The organism is Photorhabdus tasmaniensis, from assembly GCF_011189505.1.
Classification (GTDB): Bacteria; Pseudomonadota; Gammaproteobacteria; order Enterobacterales; family Enterobacteriaceae; genus Photorhabdus; species Photorhabdus tasmaniensis.
On record NZ_PUJU01000076.1, the window covers coordinates 1 to 15569 of the forward strand.

Annotated in this window: 20 protein-coding genes and 2 pseudogenes; 18 read left to right on the forward strand and 4 right to left on the reverse strand. The window is 45.9% G+C overall.

Features of this window, described 5'->3' with window-relative positions:
• Nucleotides 1-302 precede the first annotated feature (302 nt).
• Nucleotides 303-599 (reverse strand): NadS family protein, encoded by a 297-nt coding sequence (nadS, locus tag C5471_RS21600; protein WP_133813298.1) that lies wholly within the window; start codon nt 597-599, stop codon nt 303-305.
• 80 nt (nt 600-679) lie between these two features.
• Nucleotides 680-1003, reverse strand: a complete 324-nt coding sequence (locus tag C5471_RS21605; protein ID WP_133813299.1) for a type II toxin-antitoxin system RelE/ParE family toxin — start codon at nt 1001-1003, stop codon at nt 680-682.
• Nucleotides 1004-1354: 351 nt separating this feature from the next.
• On the opposite strand from C5471_RS21605, the gene C5471_RS21610 reads away from it, so the two are divergent.
• The 9 genes from C5471_RS21610 to C5471_RS24060 all read left to right on the forward strand — a co-directional run bounded on the left by C5471_RS21610 (nt 1355) and on the right by C5471_RS24060 (nt 9921).
• Nucleotides 1355-2155 carry a hypothetical protein gene (locus C5471_RS21610; RefSeq protein WP_133813300.1) on the forward strand — a complete coding sequence of 267 codons (801 nt, stop codon included), beginning with the start codon at nt 1355-1357 and terminating at the stop codon, nt 2153-2155.
• A 2-nt stretch (nt 2156-2157) separates the two neighbouring features.
• Entirely contained in the window at nt 2158-2895 is a 738-nt protein-coding gene (locus tag C5471_RS21615; RefSeq protein ID WP_133814221.1) for a TIGR03759 family integrating conjugative element protein, read from the forward strand.
• Nucleotides 2874-3503, forward strand: a complete 630-nt coding sequence (locus C5471_RS21620) for a transglycosylase SLT domain-containing protein (RefSeq protein WP_207627431.1) — start codon at nt 2874-2876, stop codon at nt 3501-3503. The genes C5471_RS21615 and C5471_RS21620 overlap by 22 nt, the downstream gene beginning before the upstream one ends.
• A gap of 5 nt (nt 3504-3508) precedes the next feature.
• Complete coding sequence (locus C5471_RS21625; RefSeq protein ID WP_133813301.1) at nt 3509-4045, forward strand: integrating conjugative element protein; 537 nt, start codon at nt 3509-3511, stop codon at nt 4043-4045.
• Nucleotides 4045-4647: a restriction endonuclease gene (locus tag C5471_RS21630; protein WP_133813302.1), complete on the forward strand. Its 603-nt coding sequence runs from the start codon at nt 4045-4047 to the stop codon at nt 4645-4647. The genes C5471_RS21625 and C5471_RS21630 overlap by 1 nt, the downstream gene beginning before the upstream one ends.
• A complete protein-coding gene (traD, locus tag C5471_RS21635) occupies nt 4647-6809 on the forward strand; it encodes a type IV conjugative transfer system coupling protein TraD (RefSeq protein ID WP_133813303.1) in 2163 nt (720 codons plus the stop codon). Before C5471_RS21630 ends, traD begins: the two co-directional genes overlap by 1 nt.
• The gene (locus tag C5471_RS21640) at nt 6790-7542 is read left to right on the forward strand and encodes a TIGR03747 family integrating conjugative element membrane protein (RefSeq protein ID WP_133813304.1); all 753 of its coding nucleotides are present in this window, start codon (nt 6790-6792) and stop codon (nt 7540-7542) included. The genes traD and C5471_RS21640 overlap by 20 nt, the downstream gene beginning before the upstream one ends.
• Nucleotides 7543-8140: 598 nt before the next feature.
• Nucleotides 8141-9037: a type IV toxin-antitoxin system AbiEi family antitoxin domain-containing protein gene (locus C5471_RS21645; protein WP_242688814.1), complete on the forward strand. Its 897-nt coding sequence runs from the start codon at nt 8141-8143 to the stop codon at nt 9035-9037.
• Nucleotides 9038-9054: 17 nt separating this feature from the next.
• A complete protein-coding gene (locus C5471_RS24060) occupies nt 9055-9921 on the forward strand; it encodes a PP2C family protein-serine/threonine phosphatase (RefSeq protein ID WP_207627432.1) in 867 nt (288 codons plus the stop codon).
• Here C5471_RS24060 and C5471_RS21655 read toward each other — a convergent pair.
• Nucleotides 9873-10503, reverse strand: a pseudogene (locus C5471_RS21655) (DUF1016 domain-containing protein). The gene C5471_RS24060 and the pseudogene C5471_RS21655 overlap by 49 nt on opposite strands.
• Before the next feature lie 407 nt (nt 10504-10910).
• Here C5471_RS21655 and C5471_RS21660 point away from each other — a divergent pair.
• From C5471_RS21660 to C5471_RS21670, 3 genes are all read left to right on the forward strand, one after another.
• Nucleotides 10911-11801: a DNA-processing protein DprA gene (locus tag C5471_RS21660; protein ID WP_133813305.1), complete on the forward strand. Its 891-nt coding sequence runs from the start codon at nt 10911-10913 to the stop codon at nt 11799-11801.
• A 453-nt stretch (nt 11802-12254) separates the two neighbouring features.
• Nucleotides 12255-12605 (forward strand): type II toxin-antitoxin system RelE/ParE family toxin, encoded by a 351-nt coding sequence (locus tag C5471_RS21665; protein ID WP_133813306.1) that lies wholly within the window; start codon nt 12255-12257, stop codon nt 12603-12605.
• A gap of 2 nt (nt 12606-12607) precedes the next feature.
• Nucleotides 12608-12907 carry a helix-turn-helix domain-containing protein gene (locus C5471_RS21670; RefSeq protein ID WP_058588837.1) on the forward strand — a complete coding sequence of 100 codons (300 nt, stop codon included), beginning with the start codon at nt 12608-12610 and terminating at the stop codon, nt 12905-12907.
• A gap of 76 nt (nt 12908-12983) precedes the next feature.
• Here C5471_RS21670 and C5471_RS21675 read toward each other — a convergent pair.
• Nucleotides 12984-13181: pseudogene (locus C5471_RS21675) on the reverse strand (transposase); the annotation flags it as partial.
• A 152-nt stretch (nt 13182-13333) separates the two neighbouring features.
• Between C5471_RS21675 and C5471_RS21680 the strand changes: the two are divergent.
• The 6 genes from C5471_RS21680 to C5471_RS21705 all read left to right on the forward strand — a co-directional run.
• Entirely contained in the window at nt 13334-13660 is a 327-nt protein-coding gene (locus C5471_RS21680) for an integrative conjugative element protein, RAQPRD family (RefSeq protein WP_228939707.1), read from the forward strand.
• Nucleotides 13657-13893: a TIGR03758 family integrating conjugative element protein gene (locus tag C5471_RS21685; protein ID WP_133813307.1), complete on the forward strand. Its 237-nt coding sequence runs from the start codon at nt 13657-13659 to the stop codon at nt 13891-13893. Before C5471_RS21680 ends, C5471_RS21685 begins: the two co-directional genes overlap by 4 nt.
• A 40-nt stretch (nt 13894-13933) precedes the next feature.
• A complete protein-coding gene (locus tag C5471_RS21690) occupies nt 13934-14320 on the forward strand; it encodes a TIGR03745 family integrating conjugative element membrane protein (protein WP_011145431.1) in 387 nt (128 codons plus the stop codon).
• An 18-nt stretch (nt 14321-14338) separates the two neighbouring features.
• The gene (locus C5471_RS21695) at nt 14339-14716 is read left to right on the forward strand and encodes a TIGR03750 family conjugal transfer protein (protein WP_133813308.1); all 378 of its coding nucleotides are present in this window, start codon (nt 14339-14341) and stop codon (nt 14714-14716) included.
• Nucleotides 14713-15369 (forward strand): PFL_4703 family integrating conjugative element protein, encoded by a 657-nt coding sequence (locus tag C5471_RS21700; RefSeq protein ID WP_133813309.1) that lies wholly within the window; start codon nt 14713-14715, stop codon nt 15367-15369. The genes C5471_RS21695 and C5471_RS21700 overlap by 4 nt, the downstream gene beginning before the upstream one ends.
• A 59-nt stretch (nt 15370-15428) precedes the next feature.
• Nucleotides 15429-15569: DUF3438 family protein (locus C5471_RS21705; protein WP_242688816.1), on the forward strand; the 141-nt coding region annotated here is incomplete at its 3' end.

Genomic DNA, 15569 nt, shown 5'->3' on the forward strand with positions numbered 1-15569 from the left:
TTGATGGTTGTCTGACTACATGATTGTTGCCAATCTCACTTAACCAGCATAAACCAGATTAAAGATACAAGATGGCCGGAATACGGTTGATGGTTCTACATTAGCTATAGCAGCATAAACACCAATGTAGTGCCCCACACTTAGATTTTATGCTGTCCTGAAGCAGCATGTCCACATTGTGGACGTTGCAAGTATGACGTTATATCGGAAAGTAGCAGCTCAACGCAGTTACTTTCCGAACGTGCATAAAAAACAGCAATCTTTACCTAAACGTTCTAAACAATTAGCAATGCTTTTCTAGCTCAAATAGATCTTAACGTGTCTACGATATTCGGATTTTTCTCTATTAAAAATAGCATCTTCAATGCGACCCCTGATGGTATTCTCTGGTTTTGTTCCCAACTTTGCACCAGTCTAGTGCTCACCCCTACCATTTCCGCAAACTCGGATTGTTTCATACCGAAATTTTTGCGGATTAATTTAACATTAGGGATAGCATGACGATGAACATGTTCAGGCTTAGGCTGAAATTCACCGTTTTCTATAGCGACCATCTCATTTACACTACTCAAAAGCTCTTTAAACATGTTTTCTTCCATAATTTATCCTCAATACGTTAGATCATTCCCTGAAAATTTAGATATAAAATTGGAGAAGTTAACCGCCTGAAGGCTGCATTTTATTTCATATGTTGAACAGCATTTTTTAATTGTGCTTTCTGATCTTGTGTCAGGTCTTCTTGTACATTTTTCGGATAAATAAACAACAAATACAATCGACCACTTAACGTCCTGACATAGTAAATAACTCGTACCCCACCGCGCTTACCTATCCCTTTGCGACCCCAGCGAATCTTTTTGCACCCACCAGTTTGACTAATCGTGTCGCCATGTTCGTGATACTTCAGCAAGTAAGTTTGAAGCTCCTGAAACTCATTATCTTTTATGAGTTCTGCTCTAACCTTACTGAAAGCGGTAGTTTCGATAAACTCCAAATAATCCATCGTAACTTCTCCATGCTGTCTATGATGACATCATACTGACACGCTGTGTTACTTTTCAAGTGAAAAATGACACTATGTATCAGTTTGGCTAAATTTAAATCTTTTCAATATATAATATGTGTGGTTTATATTAGACCTTCATTATTGGGGGGATAATTTTCATTTTTTTATGTTGAATTTTTTATCGTCATCCTTTCTGGTTTTGCCCAGTATGCTTCCCTGTATCGGGTAATCATATGATTAGACTCTAATCACTGTCTGAATAAGTCGCATTTTTGTCAAGCAACCCGATAGTACTGAAAAGTATGCCAGGCACAGTGCCAAATAAAACAAACAAGGATGTTGTGTTGTATGACAACTGAAATACCTCCTCTGTCGCCGTCACCGACGCCTGAAGCTGAAATTGACAGCTTGCGGCGGGCGGTTTCTCAAGAGACCCAACCCAGGTTGTTGTCGTTAAAAAAATGTCTGGGGTATCTGTCTATATTGCTTGTTATTGTCAGCATCGCATTTCTGGCATTCGTGGTACGGCAGCAACATCATCAGTTAGTAGAATTTCAGTCATTGATGCGAAATGGATCATTCCGGCATTTGCCTGATGAGGTGCAAAAGCTGCATGAACGGTTTGATAAAGCGGATACCGGTTTTGTCTCCCGTCAGGACTGGCAAATGCAAAATGACCGGTTTCATCAGGCATTGATAGCGCAACAGGGTTCCATCAACGACCAACAGAAACCGCTGGTACAGTCAGTGACTGATTTAAGTCGTGCTCATCAGGATCTTACCGAAGCAGTGAGTGTATTGAAAAATATCGGGAAACAGCAGGAAATGCGCGTTGACGCATTAATCTCATGGAAATCTCAGCAGGAAAAGCATTCTGGCAGAAAAGTTGGCACACCTGACCGGGAGGTTCTTCGAGCGAAGAAACGGATAATGGCTCCTTTCATGCTTTCTGGTATTGAACGTCGGGGAGAACAAGTTTATGCCGTTATTATTCCACGAGACACAGATCCTCGTTCCCAAATATCTCAAATGCGCTTACTGACCCCGGGTGAAAGTGCATTTGAGTGGACGTTGGTCAGTATCTCCGATCATCAGGCTTTGTTCCAGGTACAAGGGCACCGTCAAACCCTGTCAGTCAATGGAGGGTAATGATGAGAAAAGATTTTTTCAGCCAGAGGAAGGGGGTGGTGCTGATTGGCGTTGTGATGTCTCTGTCAGCTTCGGCGGCACAGGTTGCTATCTCTGAACAGACAGAAACGGGAATGAAAGCGACTCAGCAACAGGTCACGCAGGCTGAAAACCACCGTATTCAGGCGCAAATGTGGGGGCTGACAGAAGCAGAGTTTCAGCGTTATCAGCAATTGATGCAGGGGCAACGGGGCATTCAGTCTCCTGGACTCGATCCGTTGAGTGCATTGGGTATTGAGGCCGAAACAGTACAAGCGCGTCAACGTTATGCAGAATTGTGGGTTAAACAGGAATATGTCCGTACTGAAAAAGAGTTGGCGTTCCAGCGGGCGGTGGATGCGGCCTGGAAGCGTCTGGCGCCGAATATTTTGCCGGTTAATTTAGGGAAGGGGGACGGAATCGCACAGGGTAATCAAGGGCGGCTGGCGTTATTTGTGAAAGAGGATTGCGCGGCTTGTGATGCCCGTCTGGCTGCTGTCTTGTCAGCTGATCGTGAGGTGGATATTTACCTGGTAGATAGCGAAGGCAACGATGATGTTTTACGTACCTGGGCAGGTAAACATCATATTCCATCAGAAAAAGTCGGTAGCCGAAAAATCACGCTTAATCATGACAAAGGACGCTGGCGACAATTTGGTCAGGGGAAAATGCCAGCCGTACTACAACATGAGAATGACGGATGGCGTGTGGTGGCATTTTGAGTCTCGCTGTGGCGGGAAGTCTCTTTTGGGTGACAGAAGGTATGGCCGCTGCGGTAAAACAGGTCGTTCCGCTTGGGTACCAGCAGATTGCGCGGGTTCATGGCGTACCCGCTGAAATGCTTTATGCGTTGGCACTGGCTGAATCGGCAAAACGTTTGCCACAGGAGAAACATGAACGCCCCTGGCCGTGGACGCTCAATGTGGCTGGAAAGAGTTATCGCTATGCAACCCGGCAGACAGCCTGGCAGGCGTTACAGGGATTTATGCGCAGCGTACCACTCAAACGTATTGATGTGGGTATCGCTCAAGTGAATTTGGGTTGGAATGGCCATTATTTTCGCGCTTACCAGGACGCATTTGACCCCTATACCAATCTCCATGTAGCAGCCCGTATTCTGAAAGCGTGTTATCAGTCTAAGTCCAACTCTGGCAGTTGGTTGAGTGCGGCAGGTTGCTATCACCATCCGGCAGGCGGCCAGCCAGCGAGCAAGTATCGGAAAATTGTCGCACGTAAACTGAGTACGCTAGAGACCCGATATTCTGTTTTGTCCACCAATATTGCTGTGGCTAATACGACACTGACCTGGATTGAACCGAAGGAAAAATAAAGAAGATGTTAATCCATAATTTAATCCGTTATCGCTGCCGTTTATTTTTAATGATGATGATATTGACGCCCTGTTCTCAGGCTGCACTGACTATTGTGGCTGATTTAGGTGGACAATCTACGGCAGCGTATTTTGATGCCATTAACGCTCAGGACAATGAACTGACTACTTCTTTAAATACGGAAGTAACCCCGCCAGATTTAACCGAAGGGGGCATGTTACCGGTGGAAACGCCGGAATTGTCTCCCGGACCTGTTGACGCCCGTCCGTTGCAATTGCCGGGAATGGGGGCGTTGTTCATGATTGGGGATGATGCCCGGTCAAAACAGTGGTTGAAGAAAAATTTGATTGGTCTTCGGAAAAAGCAGGCGGTAGGGTTGCTGGTCAGTGTGCGGGATAAAGCACAACTGGATGAACTGCGTCAGCTTGCAGAGGGCTTGGTATTAGCCCCCGCTTCCGGCAGTGATTTGGCCCGGCGACTGAACTTGCGGCATTACCCAGTGTTGATAACCGATACTGGTTTAACTCAGCAGGTGCGTTGATGTGGCCTCGTCATCCGGTATTAGACACCGTGTGGCAGCAGGGTTGTCCAGCATGGTTACTGCTACTGTGGCTGTTGCTGACGATTGTGGTGCTGTGGCTCAACATACCTTCATTATCAGCCCGGTCATGGCGTCATCGTCACTACCGGACACAGGCTGTCCGTATTCTGGATCGGTTACCTCAGTTAGCGGGAGATGCACAACGCCTGAGATATTTACGCAAAATCAACCCGTATGTTTTTGAAGAATTATTGTTGTTGGCATTCGAGCGTCAGGGGCTGACCGTCATCCGCAACTGTCGCTACAGCGGTGATGATGGTTTGGACGGTCAGGTGTTTATCGCCAGGCAGCGTTATCTGATTCAGGCCAAACGTTACCGCCAGTTTATTGCAGCCCGTCATATTCAGGCATTTGGTAAGTTGCTGATTAAAGAGCAATGTGGCGGCTTCTTTATTCATACCGGTCGCATCGGCACGACAAGCCGAACATTACTGAAATCGCATCCACGTATTCAGCTTATCAGTGGTCAGCGTCTGCTTGATTTGCTGGCAGGGAAACGAGACTGGCTGTGCCCTTCACATTTTCAATGGTCATGTGATTGATGAGTGATCGCTATGTGATTGAAACCCTGTTGCGTCCGGCGGTAGAACTGAATACGGCTATGGTTGCAGCGGTGGCCGCAAGTGTCTGTATCGCAGCGCCTTGGGCTGTGGCATTGTCACCGTCCGTCAGTGATGTCACGGCGGCAGGTTTTGGTGTGTTATCCAGTATCCGATTCCGGCAGGGACTACGAGTACTGCACTACCGGCGTCATATCCGACGACTGCCCCGTTATGTGATGACCAGCAACCAAGTGCCAATAAGTCATCAACGACTGTTTCTGGGGAAAGGGTTTCTTTGGCAACAAAAACATACTCAACGTTTGCTGGATACCCTGCGCCCGGAAGTCGAACGTTATGTTCAGCCTCCCCGCTATTATCAATTAGCGCGGGCATTTGAGCGACGATTTGAATACTCATTACCCTCCTTATGTCGTCTGACGCAACGTGATTCTCCGTGGAACCCGTTGAGACCATTGCCGCCGGTAGGGGGCAATCCGGCCTTACATGGCATTGAGCCGGAAGAAGTGAATGTGTCAATGGATCTGTGTGAACGAGTCGGTCATATGCTGGTACTCGGCACAACCCGTGTTGGTAAGACCCGGCTGGCAGAGTTGCTCATCACGCAGGATATCAGGCGGGGTAATATTACGATTGTATTTGATCCGAAAGGGGATGCAGACCTGCTCAAACGCATGTGGGCGGAGGCGCATCGTGCCGAGCGGGAAGATGAATTCCAGGTGTTTCATCTGGGCTGGCCAGATATTAGTGCCCGCTACAATGCTGTTGGCCGTTTTGGTCGGGTTTCAGAGGTCGCTTCTCGTATAGCAGGACAATTGAGTGGGGCGGGTAACAGTGCCGCTTTTCGTGAGTTTGCCTGGCGCTTTGTCAATATCGTGACCCGCGCCTTGGTGGCTCTGGGGCAGAGACCGGATTACACCCTGATATTACGCTATGTCACCAATATTGGGGAACTGTATGAAACTTATGCTGAAAAAATTATCAAGCAACGCCTGCCTGTGTTATGGGAACAGGTGAAAAAAAGCCTGGGTCTGCTGACAGAAGATGATTTGCCACGCAATATGCAGGGGCAGGCGAATGCGGTAAAAATCTGGGCGATTGAAATGGCACTAAGCTCAGAAGCGGGGAAAAAACTCTACGATCCGATACTGGACGGCTTGCGCAGTGCGGTTCGCTATGATCGCACCTACTTTGATAAAATTGTGGCGTCGCTTTTGCCGTTACTGGAAAAGCTGACCACAGGGAAAACAGCTGCACTGTTGGCACCGGATTACACGGATATGAACGATCAGCGTCCCATTTTTGACTGGCAACAAGTGATACGTAAGAAAGGTATTGTCTATGTGGGACTGGATGCTTTGTCGGATGCGGAAGTCGCTTCGGCGGTGGGTAATTCCATGTTCGCAGACTTGGTTTCCGTTGCGGGTCACATCTATAAATTTGGTCTGGATGACGGTTTACCCGAAGGCAAAACGAGGAAACTTCCCATTAGCTTACATTGTGATGAATTCAATGAGCTGATGGGCGATGAATTTATTCCGCTGATTAACAAAGGGGGTGGTGCCGGGATAGAGGTAACCGCGTACACCCAGACCTTGTCTGATATTGAAGCACGTATTGGCAGCAGTGCTAAAGCGGCACAGGTAACAGGAAATTTTAATACCTTAGTCATGTTGCGGGTTAGGGAAAACAGCACAGCCGAGCTGCTAACCCGCCAGTTGCCGGAGGTGGAAGTGTACACTAAAACTTTAGTCTCCGGGATTACCGATATCTCCAGTCCAGAGCAGGGGAGTCACTTTACCTCTAATACACAGGACCGGGTTAGCACGATTAGAACGCCGTTAATTACCCCCGCAGAGGTGATTAATCTGCCGAAAGGTCAGGCATTTGCTCTGCTTGAAGGGGGACGGTTATGGAAGATCCGCATGCCGTTGCCAGCAGCCGATGATGATGACCTGATGCCGGCAAGTCTGCAAAAAATCGCTGATGATATGCGTAAACATTACCGTACCAGTGAATCCTGGTGGTCGGGTAGCGCAATGCCTGATGACAGACAAGTTGACCTGAATGCAGTGTTAAACACTGCTGTGTTGACCGATGATTCTGGCATGGAGGTGGCAAACAATGGCACAAGGGAAAACTGAGTCGCCGCAGACACCACCGAAAAAGTCAGGACCATTAAAAACGGTTTTGTGGGATTTTCCGTGGATGCTTATTGGCTTGTTGCTGGCCTCGCTGTTTTTCAGTCTGATGATTGAATATTTTGGCATCGCCTTTTTCTGGCCGGAGCAGGGAGAGAGACACAGCCAGCAAGTTATGATCACGGAAAGCGGTTGGTTGTCTAAAGAGTTTACCCGCAGCTTACTGTTATCAGAACCCGCTACTACGCTCAGTATCGGGTTAAAATGGGGGTATCAGTGGGTGCTGGTAGACAGTGGTACACTGGACTGGGTTAATCAACAGCATACAGTACAAGCTCGGAGCCACCATGAAATGGTGAGAGAGTTGAGCGATTGGCGTGTATGGCTGGCGGAAAGTTTGCGGAAGTACCTGCTGGCAACGGTATATGTGACCGTAACCTTTGTTATCCGGCTCACTATTCTGGTATTGTCTTTGCCATTGTTTGTGATGGTTATAGGTGTTGCTGTCGTTGAAGGACTTAGTCGACGTGACCTGCGACGTTATGGTGCTGCCTATGAATCGAGTTTTGTTTATCATCATGCCAAACGGTTTGTGAAACCGGCGTTCTGTGTACCCTGTTTGTTGTATCTCTCCTGGCCGTCGGCTGTGTATCCTAATTTACTCTTGTTACCCGCAGCTCTCCTATTAGGGCTTGCTATTACCGTGATGATGAGTACTTTTAAGAAATATCTTTGAGGTAAAAACGGTATGATGTGGATTTTTGGGTATTCCCATAGGATTAGTTTGGAAAATCAGTGTACTCGACTATGAGATTTTTAATGAGCTTAATGACGAAGATAATCTGGTGCGTAAATTTAGCATTTTTATCCAGTGGACTTACATTAGATTGACAAACTTTTAAAAGGGAGTTGGAATTGTTTTTAGAATAAATTATTCAATGACTAATAAGAATGAGTAAGATATATCAATCAAGTCTGCACGATTAGTCAGATGGTAGATTGAATATGATTTCTCCAGGTTGTGTTCCATCTGCTTTTATTTTTCAGGCGTAGGAAAAGAGATGGTAATTTACCTTCCATAATTTTCCTCTTTATCCAAAATAAGTATTTGCATTTGCTATAAGCGGTTTAAAGATTTACCGTCACTCTGTGGGTTAGTATTGACAACCCGACAGTATTAAAAAAATATTGTATAAATACCTACTTATTTGTCAAGGCATTTCATATTATGCTTAATTTCATTGAGTTATATGAGCATCAAGGAAAATAACTATTTGACTTTTTACGCCTGCCTATGTATAAGTCCTAAGGACTTATACATAGGCAGCCTTACAATGATGAATGAAACTATTCTTCTTCGGGAAGCTCTGCGGCGAACATTACTCAACAAGTATGATAACCCAGCGATCGGATTACATGAGTTCAACAGGTTTATCTACACCTTATACCGTGATAAATCATTTGAGGGTGTACGGATTGGGAAGATATCAGCTCCAGAGCCGGATAGCAGAGTCCTGGATATCACACTGAGTGACTTAAAGACTCAAGGAATTCTTTCTCCTGTGATTGAGGGCGTGGTTTACCAAATCAGTAACAAGGATCAGGCGAGCGCACAGCAGATTGCCTGTAGTACAACTCCTTACTCCTATTTGGCCTATTTGACGGCAATGGAATGGCATGGCATAACGGATCGTATTCCTCATATCGTACATTTAGTCCAATCTTCTCAAGCACAGGCCAAAAAATTGCTAAATGAACAACTCGCTCAAGAGTTTCCAGGTATCAGTGATATTTATCCTTTGCTGCCGAAGAAGGTGTCATCCGTAGGGAAGATCGATGGCAAGGAGTTGCTCATTCATAGTAAGAAAAACTTCGTGATGAAGCGAGAGCTCTATAGTTCAGGGGGGATAAGGGTGACTAATATTGGTGAGACCTTTCTTGATATGCTCAAAAAGCCTGAAATGTGTGGCGGTTTTATGCATGTGATGGAGGTGTTTGAAGAGTATGCAAAAGAATATCTGCCTTTAATTGTAAAAACCGTTGAGAAGGATGGAAACTCCATTGATAAAGCCAGAGCGGGCTATATTCTGGAAGACGTTTGTCACCTTAAACACCGAACGATAGACACTTGGAAGCGGTCGGTTCAACGTGGTGGAAGTCGGAAATTAGTGGCCTCGCAGCCGTACAAAGAGGTGTACTCAGAAGTCTGGTGCATATCTCTCAATCTTTAGAACAGAAAAAGTGGCATATGGAATACTCAATTGAGCAGTGGGTTGCAGAAGCATCGAAGGATAGGATCACTTTTCGACAGGCAGTTCATATCGTTCTTCAGGCCATTGCGTCCAGCGACTATCTTAAACCCAAGATGATCATGAAAGGTGGGTTGCTACTAGGGATCCGTTATCAAAGTAGCCGTACCTTGGGAGCATACCACAGGATGGGAGATATGCTGACTAAGTGTTTAGCACTGAGCAACAAAGGGAATAGGAGAGAACAACTGGATCGTTTCTTTCATTTCCGTACTGACACACATTCAGTATCAATCATGATAGACGGTTTCAGTTATTGCGGAAGCTCCCCCCATTATGTTGACTATCTTGGTGAGCAGTTTGCAACTATTCAATATGCCCGACTGGACAGTAATGGCATCTGCGATGAAATCAACCGCATTCTTAATGCGCATGACGGTTATCCTGGTAAGGCAAGTATTGCCATTATCGTTTCCGATCAAGAGTATTATCGTTATATGTCGCTTGGTGATACTCGCATTTACTGGCCTTCAATGCAGAAGCGTACTATTGACCATACGCTGGCACAACGGTGTGTTGAACAGGGAAAATCCCCTGCTGAGACATTAAGAACGCATCCACTGAGAAACCGCGTCACACAATTTGTGTCAAAGGACAGTACGCATCATTTCTGCTATAAGATCGACAGACGTATTCCTGGCGAGGTAATAATTATGTGTACAGATGGGTTCTGGTGTCAGTACGATGATAAGGCACTCTATCTGTTGGATTCAGAAGAGGCAATTGAACACGCTTTTCGTGAGGCATTGTCTAAAAGTCACAAGTTGCATGATAACTTTTCTACAGCCTTTCTGCGTGATAGGTAACATATTGTAGAAAGATGGCCTCCAATATGAGGCCAACGGCTATAACATTTCCTCAGCAGTATATTGGTTACTCCCCATAATGACTGTGTTTTGCTTCCTGCATCCTCGATGCTTGGTAAGCTGGATTTTAAGTCCCCTGGCAATGTACAGGTTAACTCGTAATCCGAAACTCCAATTGGCTTTTGAATACCGCGCAAGGTATATTCGGCCAGTATCTGGTCTTTGGTCTGGCATAAAATCAAACCTATGGTAGGCTTCAGTGGAATGTTGTAGCTTCTCATCGACCACCGAGCAATAGGAATTCATCTTACCGGCATGTTCAGGCTTGAACTCTCCTCGTTTCAGCTCGATCACAACAAAAGCCCTTAAAGTCAGATAATAAAAAAGCAGGTCAATGTAATAATCTTGTTCGCTTACGGTAATACGATATTATCGCCCCATAAAAGCAAAGCCCTTACCGAGTTCGAGTAGGAATTTTTCAAGGTGTTTGAGAAGCTCCGTTTCCAGCTCACGTTCTTTAAAGGGTTCTGATAGGGTGAGGAAATCAAAAACATAGGGATCTTTCAGGGGCTGCTGTATCAGCTCCGATTAAGATACGGGTAACCGGCTCTTGAAGTTGCTGACAGCCGAGTCCTGCCGGGCATAGGCATTGCTTTTGATGATATGAAGCAGGGAGTCTCGGCTCTATGTATCTGGGTCTGTTCTGCATACCAGAATCGCTCGGTTTTATCCTCTCAATCAGCAGAATGTTGTGACCCCACGGCAATTGTGCCACAGGTTGTGGCACAATTGCCGATACGGGCTTTCCGGAACCTTGTTGCTCTATTTGTGGCAAGGCGTACTCCCGGTAGGGCGTAGTTGGAGTAAAAAGAAAAAATAATGGCATTTACTCAGTTAACCATTTAGCCTGTTTTTGCACTGCCTCTTCGGCAGTTACTGTAGTAGGTGTTCTTAGTAACCTTTTATGCTATGAATTGGGAACGGATAAAATGCTGCAACTTGATTTTAGATCTTCAGATTCTTTCGAACGAGCGATATCTCCATTTGAGGAGATGGCGGCATATGAAGCGTTGTGGACTGAGCAGGGCACTACATTTAAAACTATTGCTAATAAATTTCGGCAAGCACCTAATGGTACTATACCATCTGAACTCGTCCCCGAAGAAAAAAGAGAGTCTGTCAAAAAGTTACTGAAATATATTCTTAATAAATATTCTGTGGAGCATTTAGGTATTAGAGTGCACGGAGCTAGCGAATATCCTGATAAATTGAGAGATGCTCGTTACCCAATAGCATTGTTTTATTATCAAGGTTGGTGGGATTTAGTGAATACCCGGTGTGTGGCTGTCGTCGGTTCACGAAAGATATCTGATGAAGGTCGCTGTAGAACAAGAAAGCTAGTTAAATGTCTTGTGAATGATGGGCTTACTATCATTTCTGGCTTGGCTGAGGGAGTCGATACGGTTGCTCATACGACTGCGTTGGAGTTGGGAGGAAACACAATAGCGGTTATCGGTACTCCGTTGTCTCATATTTACCCAAGACAGAATAGTGAGCTCCAAAAGGCAATTAGAGAAAGTTATTTGCTAATTAGCCAGGTACCATTTAAACGTTATATTGAGCAAGATTACCGTAGTAATCGTCGGTTTTTTCCTGAGCGCAATGTGACTATGTCAGCATTATCTGAAGCGACTATTATCGTTGAGGCATCGGATACCTCAGGAACGATGACGCAAGCTAGAGCGGCTTTGAATCAAGGCAGAAAATTATTTATATTAGAATCTTGTTTCAAGAATACTTCAATTAGCTGGCCGACAAAATATGAAGCGTTAGGGGCTATAAGGGTTAAAGACTATGAGGATATTAGGGAACATCTGTGACTTACCGTCTTGCAATAATTGATAAATTGAGTCGTAGAGATCACTACTATCTTGCAGAGGACGACACTTGTTACTTTTATGGGGAATATACAGCTAGGAAAGGTTATGCTTACAGTGAAACAAATAGGCTAATAATAAATCTAAAAAAGAGCGTATTACAGCGAACGGAAGATCATTATAAACATAAGCAGCAGGCAATAAATAAAATAGCTGAAATGTCGTCTCATATCAGCACCCTTCAACATTTGACTTTTTTTTGTTCTAGTGCCTCCATCAAAATGCAAACTAACATTAGTTAATCTCAACTTTGCTTAAGAAGAGCGAGTTCAGAACCCCGTAAATTCAAACTCGGCTTTTTCGGTTGAAAAGAGAATATAAAATCGTGCCGCTATGGTTGAAATTATAGTGAATACGTTATATTCTTGATTATAACAAATAGGCTATGGAGTCGATATGTGGGAAGTCATAACGACAGAGTGCTTTGATGAGTGGTTCCTGGCTCAGGAAAATGCTCTAAGGGAGCCAGTCTATGAAGCTATGGGGGTATTGGAAAAGTTCGGCCCAAAACTTGGCAGACCATATGTTGATACATTGAGTGGTTCTGATTTCCCCAACATGAAGGAGCTGCGTGTACAGCATGCTGGTAATCCTATCAGAGCGTTTTTTGCGTTTGATCCTACCCGCTGCGCAGTTATTTTGTGTGCTGGCGATAAAACGGGATTAAATGAGAAACGTTTCTATAAGGATATGATCCGGCTGGCTGATTCCGAGTACCGTAAACATCTTGCGAAACTGGAGAAATAATCATGGCTACTTACAGAGAACTGTTGGCTAAAGAAAGTCCTGAAATGCAGGCACGAGTCGCGGAACGGGTTGAAGAAGCCAGTATCCAGATCGCTCTTAGCCAACTGCGTGATGAGCTAAAAATTTCACAAACAGAATTGGCCGCTGTTATGGGGGTCAAACAGCCTTCCGTTGCTCGTATGGAACAAGCTGACAATGATCCAAGGTTATCAACACTTAAGCGCTATGTGAAAGCATTAGGCGGTGAATTAAGCCTTGATGTGACTCTTCCAACAGGTAAGCGCGTAGCTTTCCATCTTTAAGGGAGAAAGTCCGCAGAGCGGGCTTTCTTCAGATTATTGACAAGGTGTTGTTTTTTTATCCGGTACTTTGTTTTAATTAACCTCGGTTTCGTTTAAAAATAGCGATATCACAATCTCGTAAATTCAAGCTCGGTTTTTTAGGTTGGAATATATAAGCAATTAGGCCAGCGACGATTTCCAATAAAAAACCGAGCTGACTGCGGTGTCTTGAATGCGCTATCTGAGAAATATTTTTGAGTTGGTCCGCGACCATTTCTATCAAAAATCGCCTTCTATCTTATCAACCAGATGGGGTGTTTATAGTTTTATACCCTAAGTGCAGATATTCAAAATTTTCAAAATCAGATAAACAATTATTCACTGTAATCGTTACTCTTTTTCGTCACTCTGTTGATGTATATATCTACGCAGATTTAGGGTAATGCTATGGTTTATTTCCGTTTGTTTTCCCATAGTCTTTTTGTCCTGACGATACTAATGAGTTGGCCTGTGCTGGCCGGGGAAAAAGATGAGCTGGCCACCACACTCAAACAGCTTGACCAGGTGCAGGCTAGTTTGGAGCGTGCCCGGGTTTTGGCTGTTCAGGAGGGTCAGGCAGACCGTTTTTATTTTGATTATCTCCGTGCTAACCGGGACCTCAATATTGTCCGTGAAGGCATTAACCGCTATTTGACCCCCTCTCGTGCCCAACCTGGGATTTCTGCGGCTGCGTTGGATGTGACCGGTCAGTATCGTCAGGAGCGAATACGGTGAACGAGGTACAACGCCATGCATTCAGGGCGGCTTCCGGTAATCTCGATCCCCATGTGATGCAATTTCTCTGTATTGGTTTACTGATAGCGGTGCTGTTTCTCTGGGCTGCATGGGGAATGGTGGACGTCTGGCAGGGCTGGGCCAATGAAAAGGTCCGTGAAGCGGCGATGACCCGTTTTGTCATTCGTGTGGCGTTGTTGCTGGTGATGGCTGTCTGGATGTTTGCCAGCTAATCGGTTTTTTTAACCTGTAATGGAAAAAAGGGAAAAGGAAATGGATCTGTTAAACCGGGGATGTCAGTCACTGTTCCGCCTGTTTGCCCGTATCAATACCTGTGCCGTGTCACTCAGTGTGCTGGCTTATCTGGTTTGTCAACCTGTGACAGCGGCATTGCCAACGGTTGAACCGCCTTCCAGCGGGAGTGGTGGCGGCATTTTTAATACCGTCAAAGGTTACTTGCAGGACGGCATCGTGATAGGCGGGTTGGTCGTTGCCGCGATTGCGTTTATCAATGTGGCGACAGCGGCAATCCATACTTTTTCTGAAGTTCGCAGTGACAGAGCTTCCTGGACTAAATTTGGCGCGATTGTGGTGGTTGGCGTGGTGCTGTTAGTGGCGGTTATCTGGCTGCTGGGCAAATCGACTTCTATTCTCTTTTAACCCCAGGGAAGTGTCAGTATGGTTCAGACGATTCGTTTTTTACCTGACCGTCTTAACGCCGAACCTGTGGTGTTCCGGGGATTTACCACCCCAGAACTGGGCTGGACGGCATTAACGGGACTGATAGCTGGCACGGTCATTGGCTTGTTACTGACACCGGTAACGGGTTGGGTGATGATACCGACGGTGGCCCTGATTGCGCCATTATTATTGATTGCCTTTGGCGGCAAATACCTGGCTCGGGTGAAGCGTGGTAAACCAGAGAATTACCTCTATCGGCAACTGGAAGTGAAAAAGCGGCGCTATGGTCTGGGTGATCCGTCACTGATTGTCACATCACAACGCTGGTCGTTGCGCCGCCGTCACCGGGTAATGATCAGGATGGGGCGGTTATGAGCCGTTTTCGTCATGCGATTCAAAACCGGGACCAGCATATCCTGACGTTACGCGCGGCCTGTGGTGTGCTGGTTTTGTTGTTGTTACTGAGTCTGAGTGGCTGGATGATGGCACCGAGAGAGTTAACCATTCATACGCCGCCGGATGTCCGTAGTGGTAGCACTCGCCCGTGGTGGCAAGTACCGGTCTCCCAGGTCTATGCCTTTGGCTTTTACATTTTTCAGCAACTGAATGCCTGGCCGAAAGACGGGGAAGTCGATTACCCGGCGAAAATAGCCGCGCTTTCTCCTTATTTGACCCCTTCCTGTCAGGCATTGCTGGAACAGGATGTTCAAAACCGGTCACAAGTAGGTGAGCTAAAAGATCGCGTGCGGGTGGTATATGAAATTCCGGAACGGGGCTTTCGTGACAGCAATGTGATGGTAAAAGACCGGGATAACTGGGTTATCCGGTTAGATTTAGTCGCCGATGAATATTTTCACGCTGAGCCGGTCAAACGGGCACTGGTACGTTACCCAATTAAAATCACCCGTTGGCAAGGGGATGCAGAGCGTAACCCGTTTGGTCTGGCACTGGATTGTTATGACAGTACACCGCAACGGCTGGAAGCCGCATCGCCGCCGGTACCGGCGAAAAAGGGGATATTCCAGTGAAAAAACAGGTACTCGTCGAGTTATTGGCATTGACCGCATTATTATTCGCTGGACTGGTCATGGTTTCGCCCGCTGAGGCCGTGGAGTTGATGAAGTGGGAGCGTATCCCGCTGCCGGTTGCCCTGCATGTTGGGCAGGAGCGGGTGGTTTTTGTGGATAAAAATGTCCGGGTGGGTTTTCCCGGGATGTTGAATGGCAAA

Excerpts from the sequence above, each read along its gene's own strand:
- nadS (WP_133813298.1), bottom strand. The coding sequence starts at position 599 with ATGGAAGAAAACATGTTTAAAGAGCTTTTGAGTAGTGTAAATGAGATG.
- C5471_RS21605 (WP_133813299.1), bottom strand. The coding sequence starts at position 1,003 with ATGGATTATTTGGAGTTTATCGAAACTACCGCTTTCAGTAAGGTTAGA.
- C5471_RS21610 (WP_133813300.1), top strand. The coding sequence starts at position 1,355 with ATGACAACTGAAATACCTCCTCTGTCGCCGTCACCGACGCCTGAAGCT.
- C5471_RS21615 (WP_133814221.1), top strand. The coding sequence starts at position 2,158 with ATGAGAAAAGATTTTTTCAGCCAGAGGAAGGGGGTGGTGCTGATTGGC.
- C5471_RS21620 (WP_207627431.1), top strand. The coding sequence starts at position 2,874 with ATGGCGTGTGGTGGCATTTTGAGTCTCGCTGTGGCGGGAAGTCTCTTT.
- C5471_RS21625 (WP_133813301.1), top strand. The coding sequence starts at position 3,509 with ATGTTAATCCATAATTTAATCCGTTATCGCTGCCGTTTATTTTTAATG.
- C5471_RS21630 (WP_133813302.1), top strand. The coding sequence starts at position 4,045 with ATGTGGCCTCGTCATCCGGTATTAGACACCGTGTGGCAGCAGGGTTGT.
- traD (WP_133813303.1), top strand. The coding sequence starts at position 4,647 with ATGAGTGATCGCTATGTGATTGAAACCCTGTTGCGTCCGGCGGTAGAA.
- C5471_RS21640 (WP_133813304.1), top strand. The coding sequence starts at position 6,790 with ATGGCACAAGGGAAAACTGAGTCGCCGCAGACACCACCGAAAAAGTCA.
- C5471_RS21645 (WP_242688814.1), top strand. The coding sequence starts at position 8,141 with ATGATGAATGAAACTATTCTTCTTCGGGAAGCTCTGCGGCGAACATTA.
- C5471_RS24060 (WP_207627432.1), top strand. The coding sequence starts at position 9,055 with ATGGAATACTCAATTGAGCAGTGGGTTGCAGAAGCATCGAAGGATAGG.
- C5471_RS21660 (WP_133813305.1), top strand. The coding sequence starts at position 10,911 with ATGCTGCAACTTGATTTTAGATCTTCAGATTCTTTCGAACGAGCGATA.
- C5471_RS21665 (WP_133813306.1), top strand. The coding sequence starts at position 12,255 with ATGTGGGAAGTCATAACGACAGAGTGCTTTGATGAGTGGTTCCTGGCT.
- C5471_RS21670 (WP_058588837.1), top strand. The coding sequence starts at position 12,608 with ATGGCTACTTACAGAGAACTGTTGGCTAAAGAAAGTCCTGAAATGCAG.
- C5471_RS21680 (WP_228939707.1), top strand. The coding sequence starts at position 13,334 with ATGGTTTATTTCCGTTTGTTTTCCCATAGTCTTTTTGTCCTGACGATA.
- C5471_RS21690 (WP_011145431.1), top strand. The coding sequence starts at position 13,934 with ATGGATCTGTTAAACCGGGGATGTCAGTCACTGTTCCGCCTGTTTGCC.
- C5471_RS21695 (WP_133813308.1), top strand. The coding sequence starts at position 14,339 with ATGGTTCAGACGATTCGTTTTTTACCTGACCGTCTTAACGCCGAACCT.
- C5471_RS21700 (WP_133813309.1), top strand. The coding sequence starts at position 14,713 with ATGAGCCGTTTTCGTCATGCGATTCAAAACCGGGACCAGCATATCCTG.